Here is a 21,637-nt window from a genome sequence, read left to right as displayed (position 1 = left end):
AGCACGGGGGATCGTTACATCCGTGTGTCCTGACGGTTGCCGCAGCTTGCTGGTCGTTCGAACTTCCTTCGGGGCGTCAGGCCCGCAACCAGGGGGCGTATGCAGGCGTTGACCCCGGTATGACCCATGAGCTGACCGCATCCCGGCTTGCAAGCGCTTCCAGCAAGACCGCCGAAAGCGGTGGCTGGTGGCGCGATGCCGTCATCTACCAGGTGTACGTCCGCTCCTTCGCGGACAGCGACGGGGACGGCGTCGGCGACCTGCGCGGGGTGCGCTCGCGCCTGCCGCACCTGGCCCGGCTCGGGGTCGACGCCGTGTGGCTGACCCCCTTCTACGTCTCCCCCCAGGCCGACGGCGGCTACGACGTCGCCGACTACCGGGCCGTCGACCCCCTCTTCGGGGACCTCTCCGACGCCGACGAGCTGGTCCGGGCCGCCCACGCGCTGGGCCTGCGGATCATCGTGGACGTGGTCCCGAACCACACCTCCGACCGGCACCCCTGGTTCCGCGAGGCCCTCACCGCGGGGCCCGGGAGCGCCGCCCGGGCCCGCTACCACTTCCGGCCCGGCCGCGGGCCCGGCGGGGCGCTGCCGCCCAACGACTGGGAGTCCGTCTTCGGCGGGCCCGCGTGGACGCGGGTCCCGGACGGGGAGTGGTACCTGCACCTGTTCGCGCCCCAGCAGCCCGACCTGAACTGGGAGCACCCCGAGGTCGCCGAGGAATTCTCCTCCGTCCTGCGCTTCTGGCTCGACCTCGGCGTCGACGGCTTCCGCATCGACGTCGCCCACGGCATGGTCAAGGCCCCGGGACTGCCCGACATCGGCCGCGGCGCCCAGGCGACCCTGATCGGCACCGAGCCGCTGCCCTTCTTCGACCAGGACGGGGTCCACGCCATCCACCGTGCCTGGCGCCGGCTCCTGGACTCCTACTCCGGCCCGCGCATCGGGGTCGCCGAGGCATGGGCCCCGACCTCCGAGCGGCTCGCCCTCTACGTCCGCCCCGACGAGATGCACCAGGCCTTCAACTTCCGGTTCCTGAACTGCCCCTGGGACGCGGCCGCGATGCGCACCGTGATCGACGAGTCACTGGCCGCGACCACCGCCGTCGGCGCCCCCACCACCTGGGTCCTGTCCAACCACGACGTGGTCCGGCACGTCAGCCGGTACGGGGGCGGGGCGCAGGGCCTGGCCCGGGGGAGGGGGGCCGCGCTGCTGATGCTGGCGCTGCCGGGGTCGGCGTACCTCTACCAGGGCGAGGAGCTCGGCCTGCCCGAGGTCTGCGACCTCCCCGACGAGGTCCGCCAGGACCCCGCCTTCCGCCGCACCGCCGGGCAGGACGGGCTGCGCGACGGCTGCCGCATCCCGCTGCCGTGGTCCGGCCAGGAGCCGCCGTACGGGTTCGGCCCGGCCGGGACCTGGCTGCCGCAGCCCCGGGACTGGGCGCCGCTGAGCGTGGCGGCGCAGACCGGCGACCCGCACTCCACGCTGGAGCTGTACCGGGCCGCCCTGGAGCTGCGGCGGGCGTTGCCGGGGCTGGGCGCGCCGGAGGCCGGCCCGCTGACCTGGCTGCCGGCCCCCGACGGGGTGCTGCTGTTCACCCGGCCCGGTTTCGCCTGCACCCTCAACAGCCGGCCGAAGGCCCTGGAGCTGGCCTCGCCGGGGCGCCCGGTGCTGTCCAGCGCGCCGGTCGAGACGGACGGCAGGACCGTCCGCCTTCCCCCGGATTCGTGCACGTGGTGGGCTTTGTAGCGTGCGCCCGGTACAGTCCAATCCCGTGACCGCACGGCTTGCCGACATCGCAGCCCAGGCGGGGGTCAGCGAAGCCACAGTCAGCCGCGTGCTCAACGGCAAGCCCGGCGTGGCCGCAGGCACCCGCGAATCCGTGCTGGCCGCGCTCGACGTCCTCGGATACGAGCGGCCCGTGAAGCTGCGCCAGCGCAGCGCGGGCCTGGTCGGGCTGATAACCCCCGAGCTGGACAATCCCATCTTCCCGGCGCTCGCCCAGGTCATCGGCCAGGCGCTGACGCGCCAGGGGTACACCCCGGTGCTGGCCACGCAGACGCCGGGCGGGTCCACCGAGGACGAGCTGACCGAGATGCTCGTCGACCGCGGGGTCTCCGGCATCATCTTCGTCTCCGGCCTGCACGCCGACACCACGGCCGATATGGGCCGATATGACCAACTGCGGGCGCAGGGCGTCCCGTACGTCCTCATCAACGGCTTCTCCGACAAGGTGCAGGCCCCGTTCGTCTCCCCCGACGACCGGGCGGCCATGCAGCTCGCCGTGACCCACCTCGCCGCCCTCGGCCACACCCGGATCGGGCTCGCCGTCGGCCCCAAGCGGTTCGTGCCGGTGCTGCGCAAGATCGAGGGCTTCCGGCTCGGGATGAAGGAGCGGCTAGGCCTCGACGAGGCCGCGGTCGAGGAACTCGTCCAGCATTCCCTGTACACGCTCGAGGGCGGGCAGGCGGCCGGTGCAGCCCTGATCGAGCGCGGCTGCACGGCGATCGTGTGCGCCAGCGACATGATGGCGCTCGGCGCGATCCGGGCCGCCCGCCAGCGCGGGCTGCGGGTGCCGCAGGACGTCTCGGTGGTGGGCTTCGACGACTCCCCGCTCATAGCGTTCACCGACCCGCCGCTGACCACGATCCGCCAGCCCGTGCAGGCCATGGGGCAGGCCGCCGTCCGGACGCTGCTGGAGGAGATCGGGGGCACACCGGCCCCGCACAGCGAGTTCGTCTTCCTGCCCGAGCTGGTCGTCCGCGGGTCCACCGCGTCCGGTCCGGGGCAGCGGCGGGGAGCCCCTACTCCGCAAGGCTGAGCGGCTGCGGCCAAGACCGTCCCGAGGGATGATCGGAGGCAGGAAGCCATCTGGCAGACTCTTTTCCCATGGGTGAAGCGAGCGTGAACACACTGGAGATCCGGACGGACGTCTCGTCACCCGTCGTGGTCGACGCCACGTCCCGACCGGAGGCCCCGGGCGCCCTGCTCACCCGCCTGCGGGCCCCGCGCCGGCCGCGGATCTGGTTCGAGGTCCTGCTCATCGGCGTCAGCTACTGGACGTACTCGCTCATCCGCAACGCCGTGCCCGAGCAGAAGGCCGCGGCGCTCGCGAACGCCGACTGGCTGTGGGGGCTGGAGCGCAGCCTCGGCATCGCCGTCGAGAAGACGGTCAACCACGCGGTGAACTCGGTGACGTGGCTGGTCGTCGGGATGAACTACTACTACGCCACGCTCCACTTCGTGGTCACCCTCGGCGTACTCGCCTGGATCTACCGCTTCCATCCGGGGCGGTACGCCGCCGCCCGCCTCGTCCTCTTCGCCACCACGGGCGTGGCGCTGGTCGGCTACTACCTCTTCCCGCTCGCGCCGCCGCGGCTGATGAACGGCGGGGGCTTCATCGACACCGTGCTCGTCCACCACACCTGGGGCTCGATGGCCTCGGGCAACCTCAAGCACATGTCGAACCAGTACGCGGCCATGCCCTCGATGCACATAGGGTGGTCGCTCTGGTGCGGGCTGACCATGTACGCGGTGGCCTCCGCCCCGTGGGCGCGGATCCTGGGCCTGCTCTACCCGACGGCCACGCTGGTCGTCATCGTCTCCACCGCCAACCACTTCTGGCTGGACGCCGCCGGCGGCATGCTCTGCCTGGCCTTCGGCTACAGCGTCAGCCGGGCCTGGTACGGCTCCCTGCCGCACCGCCTCCCGCGCCACCCGCTGGCCACGGGCCCCCATCCGGCGACCGCCGCCGTGCTGAACCGCTTCCGCACGCGGCGCGCCTAGCGCCTGCCCGCTACTGCTGCCCGAAGGCCATCCACTTCCCCGGCACGGCCAGCGGCTCGAACCCGGCCCGGGCGTAGACCTCGTGGGCGTCGGCGGTGGCGAGCAGGATCCGGCGCAGCCCGTACGGCTCCAGATGCTCCTTCACCGCGGCGACGAGCGCCCCGCCGAGCCCCTTGCCGCGGACCCCGGGGTCCACGTAGACGTCGCAGAGCCACGCAAAAGTGGCCCGATCGGTGACGACCCGGGCATAGGCGACCTGGGCGCCCGACACGCGTTCGTACACCCCGAAGTTCAAGGACCCTGCGATGGCCCGGTCCTGCTTCTCGCGGCTGCGCCCGAGCGCCCAGTACGCATCCTGCGACAGCCAACGGTGAACCAGCGCGGCATCGAGCCGCGCCGTGTCGGTGGAAACCTCGAACCCCTCGGGCAGTCCCGTGCTCATGCGGGCATCCAACCAACCCCCGCGCGGCCGGGGCGAGCGAATTCCGGCGGGACGGGGCGTTGTCAGTGGCGGGTGCGATGCTGACACCAGTCCACATCACGGAGAGTCACAGGGGGGCGGTCGCCATGGCCGACAGCGAGCAGGCGGTATCCGCATCCACGACGGGCGGGTTCGAGGCGAGGTGGTTCGCGACCGACCTCGGCGCGTACCGGCCGTGCGACTTCACGTACCAGGCCTACGCGTACGACAGCGTGCCCCCGCTCGATCCGGCCCGGTACACCGGCGCCTTCGACTGGGCGGGCGGCGGCGGTGCGGGCGAGCCCCTGCCCGAGCTGGTCGCGGAGCTGACGGCCCTGGCGGAGGATGTGTCGGCACACGGCCTGACCCTGCCGCCGGAGTTCACCGCGTTCCAGACCGGCTCCCACACCTCACGCCTGCTCGACGCGGTGTCGGTGACCGCCTGCTGGACCAGCCTGTCGCGGCCGCTGCCGAGCCCGGTCGAGCCGGGCGCGTTCCTGGTCCGGTTCCTGCGGGACCAGCAGGACTGCCTCCACTGGTACCTCTACCTGCGGCCGACGGGCGAGGCGTTCGTCGTGGTCTCGCCGGTGGACCACGAGGCCGACGCGGACGCCATCCCCCTCGAGATCCGGCAGCAGTCGATCGTGTGGTGCGCCCCGTCGTTCGAGGAGTTCGCCCACCGCTTCTGGATCGAGAACTGCCTCTGGCACGAGATAAACGGCGGCGGGGACGCGTCCCGCCTCGAGCCGCAGCTGCGGTCCTACCTGGACCACTACGCGAGGCAGCCCGCAGGCGCGTGAGGCGGGGCAGGGCCGGCGCGGGGGCCGCCACACCTGCGGGTCCCGCAGCGACGAGAAATCCTGCAGCTCGAGGTTCCGTTCCGGCCGCGCACATCGGCTGCGCGCCGGGACCAGAACACGCCTCCGTACGGCACCGAAGGCGCAATGCACAGCCAGGTTCACGACCCAGATGACGAGTCGCGAGAGGGTGACTATCATGGGTGGAAGAAGGCCGCAACTGCGGGATGCGCTCTCATATACCCGCATGGAATGCGAGGTCTGAGAATCTTGCGTTCCTGTGCATAAGGTTCGCGGCCCCAATAAACCGGGTTGACGGCGTATACGCCCTCTTAATATTCACCCGGTGACCGGAGACCTCCCTCTACGTTGCGAGAGGAGGCAGGGCGATTTCGTGCCGCAATGAGTTCCACAACTGCGAGAGGTTGTGAATCATGCATGCAACCAGAGCGAACCGGCTCTTCGCCGTGTCCGCCATCGGTGTCCTGATGGCGGGTGGCGCCGCGCTCGGCGCCGCGGGTGCTGCCTCGGCAGCCGTGCCCACGCACCCCGTCACCTCCGTCGCCTCCGTTTTCCACGGCGGCGGTGGGGATGACGACGGCGGCTACGGACACCACGGCGGTGGGTACGACGACGATGACTGGGGCGGAGGGTACGACGACGACGACTGCTGACGCGTCGAATCACCCTGTGCGGTCCGCCGATCCGGCGGTCCGCACTTACATTCCCTGTGATCCTCAGCGAATTGATTCCTCGTCGGGCCCTGCGTGCCGCGACATACCGCTCATCTCTTCCGGGGCGCAGGCCGGCCGCCGCATCTCGTACCACGCACGGCATACGCCTCGGTCCTGAGCAGCCCGTGCGGACGGCGGTTCCCGTACGCACCGAGTTCACCCGTCCTGAAAATCCCACCACGCAGGTCCGGGCAGGCCACGTCGCACGAAGCAGAAAGTCCGCTTTCGCCGGATCGAGGTTTCCACGACCCGGTCGGCCGGCGGCCGGTGGCGCCCGACGCATAAAGACAAATAACCGGGGGGAAATGACCTCGCCAAACCACCCCCCTCCCCCTCACCCGGTCGGGTGAAAGCGGCCAACCCGGCTGGCGCATATGCCATTTCGCGGTGCAAGCTCAGCCTCGACAACCCCACACACGCGAACGGCCCTCGCACGGGACTGCCATCCCGTCGAGGGCCTAACCGCCGAGGAAGCGAAGGACCTTCCCCATGGCTGATCGGCAGCCTAGCGCGCCCGCATGCCCTCCGTCGGGCATCCGGCACATCAACCGCGAGCACCGCGACCGGTACGTCAAGATCGGCAACCACCTCGCCCAGCACCGCGAGCTGAGCATCACGGCGATCGGCCTGGCCACGCACATCCAGTCGCTCCCGGCCGGGGCCAGGGTGACGGTCAAGTCCCTCGCCGAGCGCTTCCCGGAAGGCGAGGTCCGGATCGCCTCCGCCCTGCGCGAGCTGGAGCGGCACGGGTACCTGGCGCGCTTCCACGAGCGGCTGTCCACGGGCCGGGTGGTCACCCGTACCGTCTCGTACAACAACCCGCCCGCGCTGAAGGCGGAAGCCGAAGGCGAGCAGCCGCCCCCGCAGCCGAAGCAGTGTCCCGCCCCGGACCCCGTACCGGCCCCGGCGGGCGAGCCGCAGCCGCCGCTCCCGGAGCCGACGGCCGCCCCCACTCCCGAAGCGGACGCGGAGGCGCGGTCGCTGCTGGCCCGCCTGCGGCTGCGGGATCCCCGGCTGGTGCTCTCGGAGCGCGACGTGGCCCGCCTGGCCCCGGCCGTGGCGGCCTGGTTGGAGCGCGGTCTGCGCCCGGCAGCGGTGACCGCCACCCTGACCGGCGGCCTGCCCCTCACCCCCATCCACTCCCCGTACGCCCTGCTGGCTCACCGTCTGCGCGAGCTGATCCCGCCCCGCCTCCCGGACCATCCGGCGCCCGGGGGCCCGTACCCCGGGAACCGCGAGGTTCACCCGATCCAGACCTGCCGGACCTGCGACCGCGTGGCCTTCCGCTCCCCCACCCCCGGCGACTGCTCGGCCTGCGCTGCGCCCGCGGCCGCCTGAACCGGCCGGCTGTCAGCCTGCCGTGCGATGCTCGGGGGCGCGTGATCACGACAGACAAGGGTGGGGCAAGAGCAGTGGGAGCGAGTGGCGAGCGGCCGTCCGTCAGCGACGAGGAGTGGGCCGAGTTCGTGCGGCGGGCCGCGGAGGAGCCCGGGCAGGGGCCCAAGGAGCCGTCCGCGCGGGCGCGGATGGTGACCGAGCGGCTGCGGCAGGAGGATGCCGAGCGGGCCGCGGCCGCCGGGCGCCGCGGGAGGTGGTTCCGGCGGAAGGCCGAGCCCGTGCGCAACGAGCCGCCCGGCTGGCGGACGGGGCCGGCCTGGCAGGAGAGCAGGCGCGGCCGTGGTCGCCTCAAGCCGGCCCTCGCCGTCGTGCTGATCGCCGGGCTGGCCCTCGTGGTGCTGAAGCCGTCGCTGCTCATCGACCGGCTGACGGGCAAGGCCGACCAGGACGCGAAGAACCGGCAGCCGCTGGCGGCGGAGTCGGTGCGCCCGACGGCGCCGCCGACCGGACAGCACCCCGACCGCCCCACCCTGAAGGAGCCGTTCCGAGGGTCTCCCGCCGTCCAGTGGGCCGAGGGGGAGGCCGCCATCGAGCTGCCCGAGGCGAAGGCGCTCGGCGGGCTCACGGCCGAGCAGGTCGCGGAGGGGCTGAAGCGGACCAAGCAGCTGCTGGTGCTGTCCAACCTGGACCCCGCCACGCTGGGCGGCGGCCGGCCGGAGGCGGCGGTGAAGCTGCTGGAACCGCGGCAGGAGAGCGTCCACGGAATGCTGGTGAAGGGCCTGGAGGCGCCCGGCAAGGACCAGGACCCCGTAGGGATGTTCACCCGCTTCGACCCGGCGGAGGTCCGGCTGGTGGGCAGCGTCGTCAAAACCCGCGGACGGATGACCTTCGAAGCCGGGCAGCGGCCCGGTGAGGTGCTGGTCAAGGCCGACTACACCTTCGTGTACCCGCTGGTGCGGGCGAAGGCTGGCTCGGACGAGGTTGCCCGGACCGTCGTCCGCCGCCAGCTGACCGTGGCCCTGGACGACCCGCAACGGTACGCGGTGACGGCGGGCACCTTGGCGGTGGTCGACTACCCGAACGACATAGGCAACTCGGCGTGCGGCGTCCACGACGGCTTCCTGCACCCGTCGTTCCCCAGCGACGCCCGGCCCGCGGGAGAGGCCCCGAGCGGCCCGCCGACGGATCCGTACGACCGCAGCAGGGACATCGGCCGCCAGGACGACGAGGGCTGCGGCGTGGTCACCCGCACCTGACGTCCCGCCGGGCTCGGTCCGCCGCCGGATGCCCGCTCAGACGGTCGTCGACCGGAGCCGGTGCGGCATGTTCCAGCCCTCGGCGAGTCTTGACGGGTGCACGTTGCGCCCTCCGCCGAAGAACTCGCAGAACTTCATGATCAGCGGGTCCCAGCCGAGCGGGTCCACGTGGTGCGTCCCCGGGATGACCAGGTCTTCCTCGACATGAGCGCGAAGGACCTCGACCTCGAAGGCGGTGGCCTGCGGTTCGGGACCGCCGAAAGGACGGGCCGAGACGACTCTGCATTCCAGCTGGACCGGGCATTCCGCGACCCTCGGCGCCCGGACCAGGTCCGATGCCTGCTCGGTCAGCTGCGCGGTGGAGAACTTGTCCGGCTCGTAGCGGTAGCCCTGCTTCGCCTTGTAGTCGGGCACCGCCGGCTTTCCGGTGGTGAGCGCGAGCCGGTCGACGGTATCGACCATCGCGGACGAGGGCAGATTGAGCACGCACTCGCCTTCCCGAAGCAGGTTTGCAGTGGTCTGGGCGTTGTTCCCGAGACCGAGCATGCAGGACTGGCCGAGCCACCACGCCGAGGACATCGGCGCGAGGTTCGCCGTACCGTCTTCGTTGAGTGTGCTGATCAGCACCACCGGGGTTCCGAAGTACAGGACCTTGAGCCCGGGGACGACGTGCATGCGAGGCGCCTTTCGCGTCAGTGGCAGACGGAGGGGTCCGCGATCAGGGAGCACACGAACCGCCGCTGACTCTCTCGCGAGCGGGACGCCGACGCTGGCGGTAATACGACGTCGCGCTCCGGACGAGTGGAGCGATCGTCCGGAGCAGGCCCGGTGCCGACCGGGACCCGCTCCTAGCCGGCGTAGAAGAGGTCGTCGACGACGGCTCGGGCGCGGCGGGTGGTGCGGCGGTAGTCGTCCAGCATTTCGCCGACCGTGCCCTCTGCGTAGCCCAGGTAGCGGCCCACGGCGCCCAGTTCGCGCGCCTCCGAGGGGAAGGTGTCGCCCGCGCGGCCGCGCACCAGCATCACCGCGTTGCGGACCCGGGTGGCCAGGACCCAGGCCTCGTCCAGGATCTGGGCCTCCTCGGCGGGGATCAGGCCGGCGGCCCGGGCGGCGGCCAGGGCCTCGCGGGTGCGGGTGGTGCGCAGGCCCGGCTCGGCCCAGGCGTGGCGCATCTGCATCAGCTGGACGGTCCACTCGACGTCGCTGAGTCCGCCGCGGCCCAGTTTGGTGTGCAGGGTCGGGTCGGCGCCGCGCGGGAGGCGCTCGGACTCCATGCGCGCCTTCAGGCGGCGGATCTCGCGGACCGCGTCGTCGCCGAGGCCCTCGGCGGGGTAGCGCAGCGGATCGATCAGCTCGATGAAGCGGCGGGCGAGGTCCGGGTCGCCGGCGACGGGTTCGGCGCGCAGCAGGGCCTGGCTCTCCCAGGTCAGCGACCAGCGCCGGTAGTAGGCGGCGTAGGAGGGGAGGGTGCGCACCAGGGGGCCGGAGCGGCCCTCGGGGCGCAGGTCGGCGTCGATGAGCAGCGGCGGGTCGGCGGTGGGCAGCTGGAGCAGGCGGCGCATCTCGGCGATGACGGCCTGGGCGGCCCTGGCGGCCTCCTGCTCGTCGACGCCCTCGCGGGGCTCGTGGACGAAGAGGACGTCGGCGTCGGAGCCGTAGCCGAGTTCGTGCCCGCCGAAGCGGCCGACGCCGATGACGGCGAAGCGGGTGGGCAGGGTCTCGCCCCACTGGTCGCGGACGGCGGCGCGCAGGGCCCCGGCGACGGTGGCGGCGGTGAGGTCGGAGACGGCGTTGCCGACGCGGTCGACGAGGGCGCCGCGGTCCTCCTCGGCGGGGCTGTCCTCCGTACCGTACGAGGCGATGATGTCGGCGGCGGCGGTCCTGAAGAGCTCGCGGCGGCGAACCCCGCGGGCGGCGGCGACGGCGGCCTCGGCACTGTCGGCGCGGCCGACGGCGGCCAGCACCTCCTGTTCGAGGGCCTCGTGCGTCCGGGGGTGGAGGCCCTCGGGGTCGCCGAGGAGGGCGACGGCCTCGGGGGCGCGCATCAGCAGGTCGGGGGCGAGGCGGCCGGCGGACAGGACGCGGGCCAGGTTCTCGGCGGCGGCTCCCTCGTCGCGCAGGAGGCGCAGGTACCAGGGGGTCTTGCCGAGCGCGTCGGAGACCTTGCGGAAGTTCAGCAGTCCGGCGTCCGGGTCGGCGGAATCGGCGAACCAGCCCAGCATCACGGGCAGCAGGGTGCGCTGGATGGCGGCCTTGCGGGTGACGCCGGAGGCGAGTGCCTCCAGGTGGCGCAGGGCGGAGGCCGGGTCGGCGTACCCGAGGGCCTCGAGGCGCTGGCCGGCGGCCTGCGGCGAGAGCCGGGTCTCGCCGGGGGCGAGCTGGGCGACGGCGTCCAGGAGCGGCCGGTAGAAGAGCTTCTCGTGGAGGCGGCGGACCACGGTGGCGTGGCGGCGCCAGGCTTTGTTGAGCTCGGCGACGGGTTCGGTGCGCAGGCCGAGGGAGCGGCCGAGGCGGCGCAGGTCGGCCTCGTCTTCGGGGACGAGGTGGGTGCGGCGCAGCCGGTAGAGCTGGATGCGGTGCTCCATGGCGCGCAGGAACCGGTACGCGTCGTTCAGCTGGGCGGCGTCGGCGCGCCCGACGTAGCCGCCGGCGGCGAGGGCGTGCAGCGCGGCGAGGGTGGTGCCGGAGCGCAGGGCGGGGTCGCTGCGGCCGTGGACGAGCTGGAGCAGCTGCACGGCGAACTCGACGTCGCGCAGGCCGCCGGGGCCGAGTTTGAGCTCGCGGTCGACCTGGGAGGCGGGGATGTTGTCGACGACGCGGCGGCGCATCTGCTGCACGTCGGCGACGAAGTTCTCGCGCTCGGCGGCCTGCCAGACCAGCGGTGTTATGGCGTCGATGTACTGGGCGCCGAGCTCCGGGTCGCCGGCCACGGCGCGGGCCTTGAGCAGGGCCTGGAACTCCCAGGTCTTCGCCCAGCGTTGGTAGTAGGCGAGATGGGAGGCGAGGGTGCGGACCAGGGGACCGTTGCGGCCCTCGGGGCGGAGGTTGGCGTCGACGGGCCAGATGGTGCCCTCGACGGTGGTCTCGGAGCAGATCCGCATGAGGTGGGAGGCGAGGCGGGTGGCGGCCTGGAGGGCCTTGGACTCGTCGGCGCCCCCCGCCGCGTCACCGACGAAGATGACGTCGACGTCGGAGACGTAGTTCAGTTCGTTGCCGCCGCACTTGCCCATGGCGATGACGGCGAGGCGGCACTGCGCCGCGTCTTCGGGGGCGGCGGCGCTCGCGATGCGCAGGGCGGCGCGCAGGGTCGCGGTGGCGAGGTCGGCGAGCTCGGCGGCGGTCTGGGCGACGTCGATGGTGCCGCAGACGTCGCGGGCTGCGATGGAGAGCAGGCAGCGGCGGTAGGCGATGCGCAGCGCGACGGGATCGTGGGCCTGGGCGAGGCAGTGCTCGAACTCGGCGAGGCCCGGGTGCAGGTCGGCGGCCTCGTAGGTGACGAGCGCGTGCCAGTCGCGGGGGTGGCGGGCGAGGTGGTCGGCGAGGGCCTCGGAGGCGCCGAGCACGCCGAGGAGGCGGTCGCGCAGGGGTTTGGCGCTGACGAGCGTGTCGAGGAGGACGGGGCGCTCCTCGGCGGACTGGGCCTCGGCGAGGCGGACGAGGCCGCGGAGGGCGAGGTCGGGGTCGGCGGTGGCGCCGAGGGCGTCGAGGAGGGTGGGGTCGGTGCGGACTCCGGCGAGCGCGTCGGAGTCGAGCAGCCGGGCGGCGGCCGAAGGGTCGGTGAAGCCGCTGCGCAGCAGCCTCATGAAGGTACTGCTCCTGCGTCCCGGGGTGGTCACCCGCCGCCTCCTGCGTACGTACGTCTGCCGTGTGCGCTGCCGCTGTTGCCGGTGTTGCCGGTGTTACCGCCGACGGCGGCAGGTTCCCTCGTGCACCTGGGGCGAGCCTAGCCGGAGCAGGCGTTCGACTCACGGCGTGTCCCTGCACGTACCATGAGGCGGATTGTCGGATTATCTAATCGCTCGCCTGAACACTGACCCTTTCGGCGGCCTCCGACACCGGGGGCTGGGGGCCTGCCTGCCCTGCTGCCGACCCGGCCACGAGGACCCACATGCCCGACGGACACCCCGGCACGGGGCCGCGGCATGCCGGTCCGCCGGGCGCGGGCTGGGAGGGGTACCCCGACCCGGGGTACGCGCCCCACGACCCGCACCCCTACCCGGACGTGCACCCGGCCCCGCCCGCGACGGGGCTGCCCGGTCCGGGCGTGCCGCCGGTGATCGGGGGCACGCCGCCGCATGCGCAGCAGCCGGCCCCGTCGGCGTACGGCCACCCCGACCCCGGGTACGAGGCCCTGGCGCCGCACGCCTACCCGGACGTGCATCCGGGCCCGGCGGGGTACCCCGGGCCGTCGGCATACGGGCACCCCGCCCCCGGCGGCGCGGGCATGCCGCCGTATGCGCAGCAGCCGATCCCGTCCTGGGATGCTGAGGCCGCGGGCGGCTCCGCGTGGCCGGACCACCGGTTCGCGGCCCCCGGCCACCCGGAGTCCCCGCGGCCCGCCCACGAGTTCACCCCCGCCCCGCCCGAACCGGCCTGGCAGGGCCACCCGTCCGAGGCGCATGGAGCTGCCGGTGCGGCGCAGCCCCGGGAGGCCGCGGCCCGGCCGCCGGGCTCCGGCGTGCCCGCAACCGGCCCGGCCACGGCCGGGTACGAGGAGGAGCCCTGGGCCGGCTCCCCCGTCGGCGCGCCGTACGACCCCGGCCACGGCGACACCGGCCACCCCGACGCAGCCGCCCCGGCATCCGCCCCGGCCGACCCGCCCGGCCCCGGCCGCGCCGCGGCCCGCCGCGCCCGTACGGGCACCGCCGACGCAGCCGCAGAAGCAGAAGCAGCCGACCGGACCGGCGCAGCCGGGGCCGCAGCCCCGCGACGGCGCGCCCGCACCGACTCCCGTACGGCCGAAGCGGAATCCGCAGCCGGGCGCCGCACCACGCGGCGCGCCGCACGCCGGGCCCGTGGTGACGCGGACGAAGCACCGGACGGTGCGCGCCGGGGCCGGGGCGACGGCGCCGAGGCAGCCCCGCACGCCGCCCGCCGGGCCTCCGGCGGGAGCCGGAGCGGGAGCCGGGCCGCCCGGGGCCGGGTCGGGCGGCGGCTCGTCAAGGCCGTGGGGTTCCTCGCGGCCGTGGCCGCCGGCAGCATGCTCGTCCTCCGCGGCAACGAGGCGCTCGGCGGCCTCTCCGCCCGCCCCGAGCCCCCCGCCAGGACGGCGGCGGCCGGGGCCGCCGGCGCCGCCGAGGCACCCGACCCCGGCCGGGTGCTGCAGGTCGTCGCCCACCCGGACGACGACCTGTACTTCATGAACCCCGACCTGCGGTACTCCATATCCGCCGGCCACCCCGTCACCACCGTGTACCTCACCTCCGGCGAAGCCGACGGCATCAACGCGGGCGAGGCCAAGCAGGCCTCCACCCCGCCGAACAAGCCCGCCTACGCCGAGGCCCGCCAGAACGGCATCCGCGCCGCGTACGCCGCCATGGCCACCGGCGACCGCACCAGCGCCTGGAAGCGCACCACGGTCGCCACCCGGGGCGGCGGCCACGCCGAGGTCGACGTGCTCGCCGCCAAGCCCGAGGTCAACCTCGTCTGGCTCCAGCTGCGCGAGGCGGGCAGCGTCTACGACGACGTACCCGACAGCCTGCGCGGCCTGTGGAACGAGCGGACGGCGCGGCTGGAATCGGCGCTCGCCTCCGGCAGCCCGGTCAAGCAGCGGTTCTCGTACTCCAAGGACCAGGTGGTGCAAACGCTGGTCGGCGTCCTGGAGCAGTACCGGCCCACCACCGTCCGCGCGCAGGACCCGACGCCCGGCCGCTTCCCCGACACCAAGCGGTACACCGACCACCAGGACCACTTCTACGGCGCCCGCTTCGTGCAGGCCGCCCTCGGCGCGTACGCCAAGGAGGTCAAGGACCGCCCGCACTTCGCGGTGCAGAACTACGTCGGCTACTTCAACGGCTCGCTGCCCAGCGCCCTGGACCCGGACGAGGCCAAGCGGAAGCTGGACATCATGGAGATATACGCCTGGCGCGACAGGCAGAACCACTGCGGCAGCGGCGCCGGCTGCGGCGACCTGAAGGTCGCCGACCACCCCGCGGGCAACAACTGGACCTCCTCCATCAACTACGCCCGCGGCACCGGCACCTCCTGGCTGGCCTCCGACAAGGACCACGGCCTGTGGGCCTTCAAGGTCCTCGACGGCCAGGTCGCCCTGTGGCACCGCGCCGGCCCCATCGGCCCCTGGAGCGGCCCCGACCTGCTCCCCGGAACGGGCATGGACCCCGGCATCTCCGCCGTCGCCCTCCCCGACGGCCGGATCGCCGCCTTCGGCACCCGTACGTCCTTCGGCGCGCGCCCCGCGGACTACCGGCGCGAGGTCGTGTACGCGGTCCAGAAGGCGCCCGGGGCGAAGGAGTTCGGCGACTGGCAGTCCCTGGGCACGCCCGAGACGGCGGACGACACCTGGACCTCCGACATCAGCGCCCCCGCCGTCTCGGCCGACGGCACCGGCCGGCTGGCGGCGTACGTGCGCGACGGCGCGGGCACCCTGCGCGGCCGCGTCCAGGGCGCGGACGGCGGCTGGAGCCCGTGGGAGCGGTACGGCGGCAGCGACCTGCACGGCACCCCCGCGACCGCCGCCGACGGCGCCGGGCGGCGCATGGTGTTCGCGGCCACGACGAAGTCGGTCACGGCCTGGGCGCAGCGCGAGCCGGGCGCCCCGCTGGGCCCGGCCGCGCCGACCGGGCTGCCGGACACCACGCTGCCGCTCACCGCGGAGGGCCGCGAGGGCGGGGTGCGGCTGTGGTTCCGCAAGCCGGGCTCGGGCAATGTCCGTACGGCCCTGGTGACGGGCGGCGAGGGCGGGCCCAAGGTGAACAACATGACCGACCTGGGCGGGCTCCAGGGCTTCGGCGCGGTCGCGGCGAGCGGGCACGTACTGGCGGGCCGCTCGGCGGGCGGGCAGCTGGGCTCCGACCTGGGGCAGGGCCGGGCGTGGGAGCGGTCGGGGCTGATGTTCGTCGGAGCGCCGTCGGCCGCGATGACCGGCCGGAACACGGTCAGCCTGGCGGTGGTGGGGCTCGATGCGCGGCTGTACGTGACCTCGTCGAGGGACGAGGGGGACGCGTACCTGGCACCGTGGCAGCCGGTGGGCCCGCGCAACGCGGGACGGTAGACGGGACGCCAGGCAGGACGTCGGGCGGAGCCGGACCGCACCAGCGGCGGCCGCCCACGTACCGGGCGCCCACGGACCAAGGGGGCCACGGACCAAGGGGGCCACGGACCAAGGGGCCCACATGCCGACCCGCATCCGCCGACCGCAGCCCCACACGGCACAATCGCATCCGGTCTCTTTCGGAAAGCACGAGTCATCGAGCACATCGGTGAACCAAGTCCCCCGATTTGGCCTCTCACTGACTGTCAGCGGTTTTTCCGCCCGGAACGACCCCAAGGCGAGACCTGATGCCGATTGCCCGCCGCCGCTTCCTCCTCGCGGCCCTGCTGCCCGTGCTCACCGTCGGTGCCACCGGCGTGCTCGCCGTCGCCACTGGCGAGCAGACGTCGGCCGAGGCCACCCAGGACAGGAACCCGGCCGCGGCCGTCCCGGCGAGCGTCACGTCCGGAACCGTCGTCCAGGTCGTCGCCCACCCCGACGACGACCTGTTCTTCATGAACCCCGACCTCAGCCGCACCCTGGCGGCCGGCACCTCGCTCACCACCGTCTACCTCACCTCCGGCGAGGCCGACGGCCGCAACGAGGCCAACGGCGGCGCCGCCCGCGACCCGGAACAGCCCGCCGACCGCGCCCACTACGCGGAGGCCCGGCAGAACGGCATCCGCTCCGCCTACGCGCAGATGGCCACCGGCGACCGCACCAGCCCGTGGAAGCGCTCCGTCATACCCACCGACGGCGGCGGTTCCGCCGAGCTCGACGTCCTGGTGGCCCGGCCCGAGGTCCACCTGGTCTGGCTGCAGCTGCGCGAGGCCCGCAACCCCACGGCGGAGAACCCGGACAGCCTGCGCGGCCTGTGGAACGGGAAGATACCCGCGCTCGGCGCCCAGCTCTCCTCCGGCAGCCCGGTCAAGCAGCCGCCCGCGTACACCAAGGACCAGGTCATACAGGCGATAGCCGGGATCCTGGCCCGGTACCGGCCGACGACGATACGCATGCAGGACCCGACGCCGGGCCGCTACCACGACACCGGCAAGTACACCGACCACCAGGACCACATGTACGGCGCCCGCTTCGTGCAGGCCGCCACCGCCGCGTACGCCGAGCGGGTCGCCGACCGCCCGCGGTTCGCGGTGCAGAACTACCTCGGCTACCACAACGGCAGCCTCCCCCACGCCCTGGACCCCGAGACCGCCGAGACCAAGCTCGGCTTCCTCAAGACGTACGCCTGGCTCGACCACGAGAACTACTGCGGCAGCCCCTCCGGCTGCGGCGACCGCAAGGTGGCCGGCAGCCCCACCGGCCGCAACTGGGCCCAGTCCCTGCGCTACGCCCGCGGCGACACCTCCTCCTGGCTGACCGCCGGCACCCCCGGCCGGCTGTGGGCCTTCGCCGCCCTCGACGGGCAGATGGCCGTCTGGACCCGCCAGGGCCACCCGGACCGCTGGACCGGCCCCGCCCTGCTGCCCGGCACCGGCATCGACCCGGGCGCGAGCACCGCCCGCTTCCCGGACGGCCGCATCGCGGTCCTGGCCACCCGCACCACGCTCGGCCCCGACTACCGGCGCGAGGTGGTCTACGCCGTCCAGGCCGCCCCCGACGGCCCGTTCGGGGCGTGGCAGGTGCTCGGCACCCCGGAGACGGCCGACGAGGACGGCACCTCCGCGATCAGCACCCCGTCGGCCGCCGTCTCTCCGGACGGACTGCTCACGGTGTACGTACGCGACTCCCACCGCACGCTGCGCGCCCGCCTCCAGCAGCCCGACGGCACCTTCGGCCCCTGGCAGCAGCTCGGCGGCGAGGACCTCCAGAGCGACCCGGTGACGGCCACCGACGCCGCCGGGCGCCGCCACGTGTACGCCACCACGGCGAAGACGGTCGTCGCCTGGATCCAGCCCGCCCCCGGCGCCCCGCTGGCGGGCCCCTTCCCGACGAACCTGCCGGCCACCACGGTCCCGCTCACCGCGGTCCCGGAGGGCGCGGGCATCCGCCTGTACTTCCGCCGGCCCGACTCGGGCGTGGTCCGCACGGCCCTGGCCACGGCGGGCCCCGGCGGCAAACCCCAGCTCTCCAGCATCGCCGAAGCGGGCGGCCGGGCCGGCTACGGCGCGGTCGGCGTCGCGGGCCGCCTCCTGTCGGGCCGCGCGGACACGGGCACGATCAGCACCACCGGCCTGGGCGGCCCCCCGGCCTGGACGGAATCGAAGATGCTCTACGCAGGCGCCCCGGCCGGCATCCTGGAACAGGCGGGCGCCACCACCACGGCCGTCCTGGGCCTGGACGCCGAACTCCACATCACCACCACCCCACCCACCACCCCCGACCCCACCCAACCCCCCCGAACCACCTGGCGCCGCGCGGTACTCCCCCAGACCTAGTACTGCAACGGTGTTTGCGGTGACGGTTGGGCAGGTGGCTCGTCGGTTCCATCGAGGGTGGGGAACGTGGTGGTGCCCGGTCGTGGGCGGGTGAACCGAAGGCTCTGCACGAGCGGTTTGTGCACCGTTTCGGACGCCGGCGTATTGAGAGCGCGGCGAGCGGGATCTCGCCGTCCGCTGCAACCCTCAGGGCCTCCACGGCCTCATCCGAGCGCGCTCTGTTCACCGACGGCGACGTGGTGCGTTCCCGCTACCGCAAGCCCCTGTGCTGACCGGCATGCCTGGAACGCCCCCGGGTGCGGCGCACCGAGGCGGAGCTGTGGGCGGAGTTCGAGGAGCTCCTCCCCGTCATCCTCGGCTCCCTGCTCGACGTCACCGTCAAGGTCCGCGCCGCCCAGGCCCGCGGACATGCGGATGACGTCGTCCGAGTGGCCGCACTGCCTCACCCAGCTCTACACGCGCGACGGCCTGCGCGCCGTATCGAAGGGGTGGCCGACCGCCGGCAAGGTCCTCTCCGACCGTCTCAAGCGTCTCCAGCCCGTCCTGGGCGCGCGCGGTGTCGTCGTCGACTGGGGCACCTAGACTGCCCGCTCCATCGAGATGACCCGCCCGCCGCTCCCGTCGCCGACCGAGCAGGGCGGGATGTTCTGGACCGCGCCGCACGGGCCGCCGATGGCCGCCGCCGAGCAGCGGCCCGACCCGTGGTTCGAGCGCTGGTAGCCCGCCGACTGAGGGCTACGTACCGTCAGAGGCCGTGCCCCGGCTGGACATGGTCAAGGCGCTCTTGCGGACCGGTCCTACGCTGGAGGCATGGCCACCGATCCCTTGTTGAGACAAGGCCCCGACTCGACGGATCTGGTCCTGCGCACCGGCCCGACCGGGCCGGTGTGGAACGCGCTGATCTCGATGGGGCCGGCGCTGTTCACTCCCCTCGCCTTGGGCGTGCCGACCCTGGTCGTCGCCCTCTGGATGGCGCTGGCCGGGGCGCGGGCGTCGACCGTGTTCGTGGTGGTGGGAGTGATCGCCGGGCTGGAGTACCTGATCGGCTGGCCGGCGCTGACCTTTTCCCGGGCCCGGGACATCCTGCGGGTGGAGTTCGCGCCAGCCAGGGTGCCCGCGTCCCTGCGGTTGGTCCGGGCCGCCGGGCCGGACGTCTGGCTGCCCGTCAATACCCTGCGCGAGGTGCGGCTGATGCACAAGGTGGTGGAGCCGTACCAGGGGGACTACAAGCCGGCCGTCTCCACGCTCGAGCTGGAACTCGTCCTACGGGGCGCCCGGGAGCGGATCGAGCTCCCGTTCGCCGGCGACCCGCAGCGGCTCGCCGACGCGTTGAAGGCTCTGCTCGGCCCGGCTGGGACCGTGGTGGCGCTGCGCACCGAGCGCAGCAGGCGCGATCGTCCGCAGCCCAACTCCCGCTGGACGTCCGGTGGTTCGGCCTCAGTCGGCTCGGGTGGCGGCTAACCCCGGGCTGCCCGTGGCGCTCCCCGGCCGGGAGCGCCCGTCGATGCAACTCCGGGACGAGGGGCCCGATTCCACGCTGACGGCCCAGGGAGGGGCCAGGGCGAGTGAGACGGGTCAGGGCCGACGGTTCGCCACCGTCGGCTCCGATCGCCAGTTCCAGGCTCTACCTGGTCTGAACCGCGGTTACAGGACCGGGAGGTTCTTGCGGAGTTCGAAGGCCGTGACCTCCGAGCGGTATTCCTCCCACTCCTGCTTCTTGTTGCGGAGGAAGTCATGACCAGCTCCGCCCACCTGCCGCCCATGCCATCGGAGCTGTATCCAGCGGGACCGCAGACGTCGTAGTTGGTCGTCGCTGGTCGCCCTCGGCCGCCCTCCGACGGCCCAGGGACGGCCCAGACGTCGGCGGAACCCACGACCTCTTCGTCCCGAATGAGGTCCGGCCCGCGGAGCAACCTGCCGCGATCGGAATCGACGCAGGTCGAAGCGTTGGCAATCGTTGGTCAGGAAGGCGTCCAAGAGCCTTCCTTCTCAAGATTTTCTCCCCAGCTTCTCCCAGAGCGTCCCCCCACAGCGGGACCGGTCCGTACACGCCGCTGTATGTGTGAACCCGTAAACGGCTCAGCAGTTGGTCACGTACCAGGTCGCTTCTTCTTGCGGAGCTTCCGTAACTCGGCTTCTGCTTCCTTCCTTTGCTGCTCAGCCTGCCCACGTGGAGTCCAACGTCCCTGGTGCTTGGCACACTGTCCGCTCCCGATGATCGCCTTGTTCTTGCAGCGGCCCCCACTCTCGTTCCGGGCTCCGCACGTCGGCTGAGTCACTCTCCTTGCACCCACTTTCTCTCCTGCGGCCATATGGACGCCGGCATCGTCCCGCCGCGGACGCGGTGAGGGAAGGCGCAGAGGGAGCGAACGGGAAGCATGGCGGAGCACCCGGCTCCGGAGGCCCCGCGCGTCCCACGTGTTCAGCTGGTCACGGGCCTGGAGGCGCTATTGCCTGCTCCGCCGGTCCGCGAATGGGCTGCGAACCCAACCTGTGCCGCACGGTCGGCGACAGCTGCTTTGTAAGTTCGCCTGGTCGAGCACGGCATCACGGGATCGACTCATACAGGTAAGAGGGGTGCACCTCCACAGCCAGCGTGGATCTGCCGACGTACCCTGGCGTTGCCGTCAACGGTTGCCGTCAGCAGCGGCGGGCCCCTAGAGTCTGTTGCGAAAGTGGATCTTGTTCGTTGATGATCACCTGTCGTGGGACGTGATGATCTGACGAATGGCCAGTGGGCCCGGCTTGAGCCGTTGCTGCCGACGGGCATCAAGCCGGGCCGTCCGCAGGTATGGACGCGGCGGCAGTTGATAGACGGCATACGGTGGCGGACCCGGACCGGCGCTCCCTGGCGGGACGTGCCCGAGCGTTACGGGCCATGGGACCGGGTCTACGACCTCTTCCGGCGCTGGCAGCGAGACGGGACGTGGGCCCGGATCCTCACCCAGCTCCAGGCCGAAGCTGACGCCAAGGGCCTGATCACCTGGGACGTGAACGTTGACTCCACCGTCTGCCGGGCCCACCAGCACGCCGCTGGAGCGGCGAAAAGGGGGACCTCCAGAAGGAGCCGCCCGGCGGCGTCTTCGTCGAGCCGGCCGACCACGGACTTGGACGCTCCCGCGGCGGACTGACCAGCAAGATTCACCTCGCGGTCGAGCAGGGACAAAAGCCGCTGTCGGTGGTGATCACGGCCGGGCAGCGGGGCGACTCCCCGCAGTTCGAACCCGTCCTGGAGGCGATCCGGGTGCCCCGGGTCGGGCTCGGAAGGCCGCGCAAGCGGCCGGACCGTGTGCGGGCCGACAAGGCGTACGACTCCCGGAGTAACCGCTCCTACCTGCGCAGACGCGGAATCAAGGCGACGATTCCGGTTCCTGCGGACCGGGTCCGCAACCGGCTGAAGCGCGGTTCCCGCGGCGGCCGCCCGCCAAAGTTCGACAAGGACGACTACAAGCAGCGGCACGCGGTCGAGTGCGGCATCAACCGCCTCAAGCGCCACCGGGCGGTCGCCACCAGGTACGACAAACTCGCCGTCCGCTACGAAGCGACCGTGCTGGTCGCAGCCATCAACGAATGGCTGTGACCAGCATTTTCGCAACAGACCCTAGTGCTCCCCTCCCGCTGCAGGGCATACGGCTCCGGAGAATGCGTCGATCGTAGCCGT

At 72.9% G+C, this 21,637-nt stretch carries 15 protein-coding genes and 1 pseudogene; 12 read left to right on the top strand and 4 right to left on the bottom strand.

All coding sequences use genetic code 11. The features are described from left to right. Positions 1 to 119 precede the first annotated feature (119 nt). From AB0953_RS30335 to AB0953_RS30325, 3 genes are all read left to right on the top strand, one after another. Positions 120 to 1,748 carry a glycoside hydrolase family 13 protein gene (locus AB0953_RS30335; RefSeq protein ID WP_366862770.1) on the top strand — a complete coding sequence of 543 codons (1,629 nt, stop codon included), beginning with the start codon at positions 120 to 122 and terminating at the stop codon, positions 1,746 to 1,748. A gap of 25 nt (positions 1,749 to 1,773) precedes the next feature. Then, the gene (locus AB0953_RS30330; protein ID WP_366862769.1) at positions 1,774 to 2,820 is read left to right on the top strand and encodes a LacI family DNA-binding transcriptional regulator; all 1,047 of its coding nucleotides are present in this window, start codon (positions 1,774 to 1,776) and stop codon (positions 2,818 to 2,820) included. 68 nt (positions 2,821 to 2,888) lie between these two features. Beyond that, on the top strand, positions 2,889 to 3,785 hold the full coding sequence (locus AB0953_RS30325) for a phosphatase PAP2 family protein (RefSeq protein WP_366862768.1): 897 nt from the start codon (positions 2,889 to 2,891) through the stop codon (positions 3,783 to 3,785). A 10-nt stretch (positions 3,786 to 3,795) separates the two neighbouring features. Here AB0953_RS30325 and AB0953_RS30320 read toward each other — a convergent pair whose 3' ends face one another. Next, positions 3,796 to 4,227: a GNAT family N-acetyltransferase gene (locus AB0953_RS30320; protein WP_366862767.1), complete on the bottom strand. Its 432-nt coding sequence runs from the start codon at positions 4,225 to 4,227 to the stop codon at positions 3,796 to 3,798. A 125-nt stretch (positions 4,228 to 4,352) separates the two neighbouring features. Here AB0953_RS30320 and AB0953_RS30315 point away from each other — a divergent pair, with 125 nt between their 5' ends. From AB0953_RS30315 to AB0953_RS30300, 4 genes are all read left to right on the top strand, one after another. Next, on the top strand, positions 4,353 to 5,045 hold the full coding sequence (locus AB0953_RS30315) for a hypothetical protein (protein ID WP_366862766.1): 693 nt from the start codon (positions 4,353 to 4,355) through the stop codon (positions 5,043 to 5,045). A 431-nt stretch (positions 5,046 to 5,476) separates the two neighbouring features. Then, positions 5,477 to 5,716, top strand: coding sequence for a hypothetical protein (locus AB0953_RS30310; RefSeq protein WP_366862765.1), 240 nt, complete (start codon positions 5,477 to 5,479; stop codon positions 5,714 to 5,716). A 549-nt stretch (positions 5,717 to 6,265) separates the two neighbouring features. Beyond that, on the top strand, positions 6,266 to 7,114 hold the full coding sequence (locus AB0953_RS30305; protein ID WP_366862764.1) for a helix-turn-helix domain-containing protein: 849 nt from the start codon (positions 6,266 to 6,268) through the stop codon (positions 7,112 to 7,114). Positions 7,115 to 7,188: 74 nt separating this feature from the next. Beyond that, positions 7,189 to 8,370 (top strand): hypothetical protein, encoded by a 1,182-nt coding sequence (locus AB0953_RS30300; protein ID WP_366862763.1) that lies wholly within the window; start codon positions 7,189 to 7,191, stop codon positions 8,368 to 8,370. Positions 8,371 to 8,406: 36 nt separating this feature from the next. On the opposite strand, the gene AB0953_RS30295 is transcribed toward AB0953_RS30300, so the two are convergent. Continuing rightward, positions 8,407 to 9,045, bottom strand: coding sequence for a flavin reductase family protein (locus AB0953_RS30295; RefSeq protein ID WP_366862762.1), 639 nt, complete (start codon positions 9,043 to 9,045; stop codon positions 8,407 to 8,409). 173 nt (positions 9,046 to 9,218) lie between these two features. Further along, positions 9,219 to 12,206: a bifunctional [glutamine synthetase] adenylyltransferase/[glutamine synthetase]-adenylyl-L-tyrosine phosphorylase gene (locus tag AB0953_RS30290; protein ID WP_366862761.1), complete on the bottom strand. Its 2,988-nt coding sequence runs from the start codon at positions 12,204 to 12,206 to the stop codon at positions 9,219 to 9,221. 272 nt (positions 12,207 to 12,478) lie between these two features. Between AB0953_RS30290 and AB0953_RS30285 the strand changes: the two genes are divergently transcribed. The 4 genes and pseudogenes from AB0953_RS30285 to AB0953_RS30270 all read left to right on the top strand — a co-directional run bounded on the left by AB0953_RS30285 (position 12,479) and on the right by AB0953_RS30270 (position 19,437). Further along, positions 12,479 to 15,601, top strand: coding sequence for a PIG-L family deacetylase (locus AB0953_RS30285; RefSeq protein WP_366862760.1), 3,123 nt, complete (start codon positions 12,479 to 12,481; stop codon positions 15,599 to 15,601). Positions 15,602 to 15,888: 287 nt separating this feature from the next. Then, a complete protein-coding gene (locus tag AB0953_RS30280; protein ID WP_366862759.1) occupies positions 15,889 to 17,976 on the top strand; it encodes a PIG-L family deacetylase in 2,088 nt (695 codons plus the stop codon). Positions 17,977 to 18,179: 203 nt separating this feature from the next. Beyond that, positions 18,180 to 18,558 (top strand): annotated as a pseudogene (locus AB0953_RS30275) (ATP-binding protein); the annotation flags it as partial. Between the two features lie 228 nt (positions 18,559 to 18,786). Continuing rightward, a complete protein-coding gene (locus AB0953_RS30270) occupies positions 18,787 to 19,437 on the top strand; it encodes a hypothetical protein (RefSeq protein ID WP_366862758.1) in 651 nt (216 codons plus the stop codon). A gap of 183 nt (positions 19,438 to 19,620) precedes the next feature. Here AB0953_RS30270 and AB0953_RS30265 read toward each other — a convergent pair whose 3' ends face one another. After that, positions 19,621 to 19,728 carry a glutamine synthetase gene (locus AB0953_RS30265; protein ID WP_365592845.1) on the bottom strand — a complete coding sequence of 36 codons (108 nt, stop codon included), beginning with the start codon at positions 19,726 to 19,728 and terminating at the stop codon, positions 19,621 to 19,623. Between the two features lie 953 nt (positions 19,729 to 20,681). Between AB0953_RS30265 and AB0953_RS30260 the strand changes: the two genes are divergently transcribed. After that, positions 20,682 to 21,556, top strand: a protein-coding gene (locus AB0953_RS30260) for an IS5 family transposase (RefSeq protein WP_366862757.1) whose coding sequence is annotated in 2 segments (ribosomal slippage) — positions 20,682 to 21,075 and positions 21,075 to 21,556 — 876 coding nt in all. Because the reading frame shifts where the segments join, the coding sequence is not laid out codon by codon here. Positions 21,557 to 21,637: the final 81 nt, after the last annotated feature.

The sequence above is a fragment of the Streptomyces sp. NPDC046866 genome (assembly GCF_040704625.1).
Taxonomy (GTDB): Bacteria; Actinomycetota; Actinomycetes; order Streptomycetales; family Streptomycetaceae; genus Streptomyces.
The sequence above is the reverse complement of the archived record's forward strand: the minus strand, read 5'-3'. Positions and strand labels throughout refer to the sequence as shown.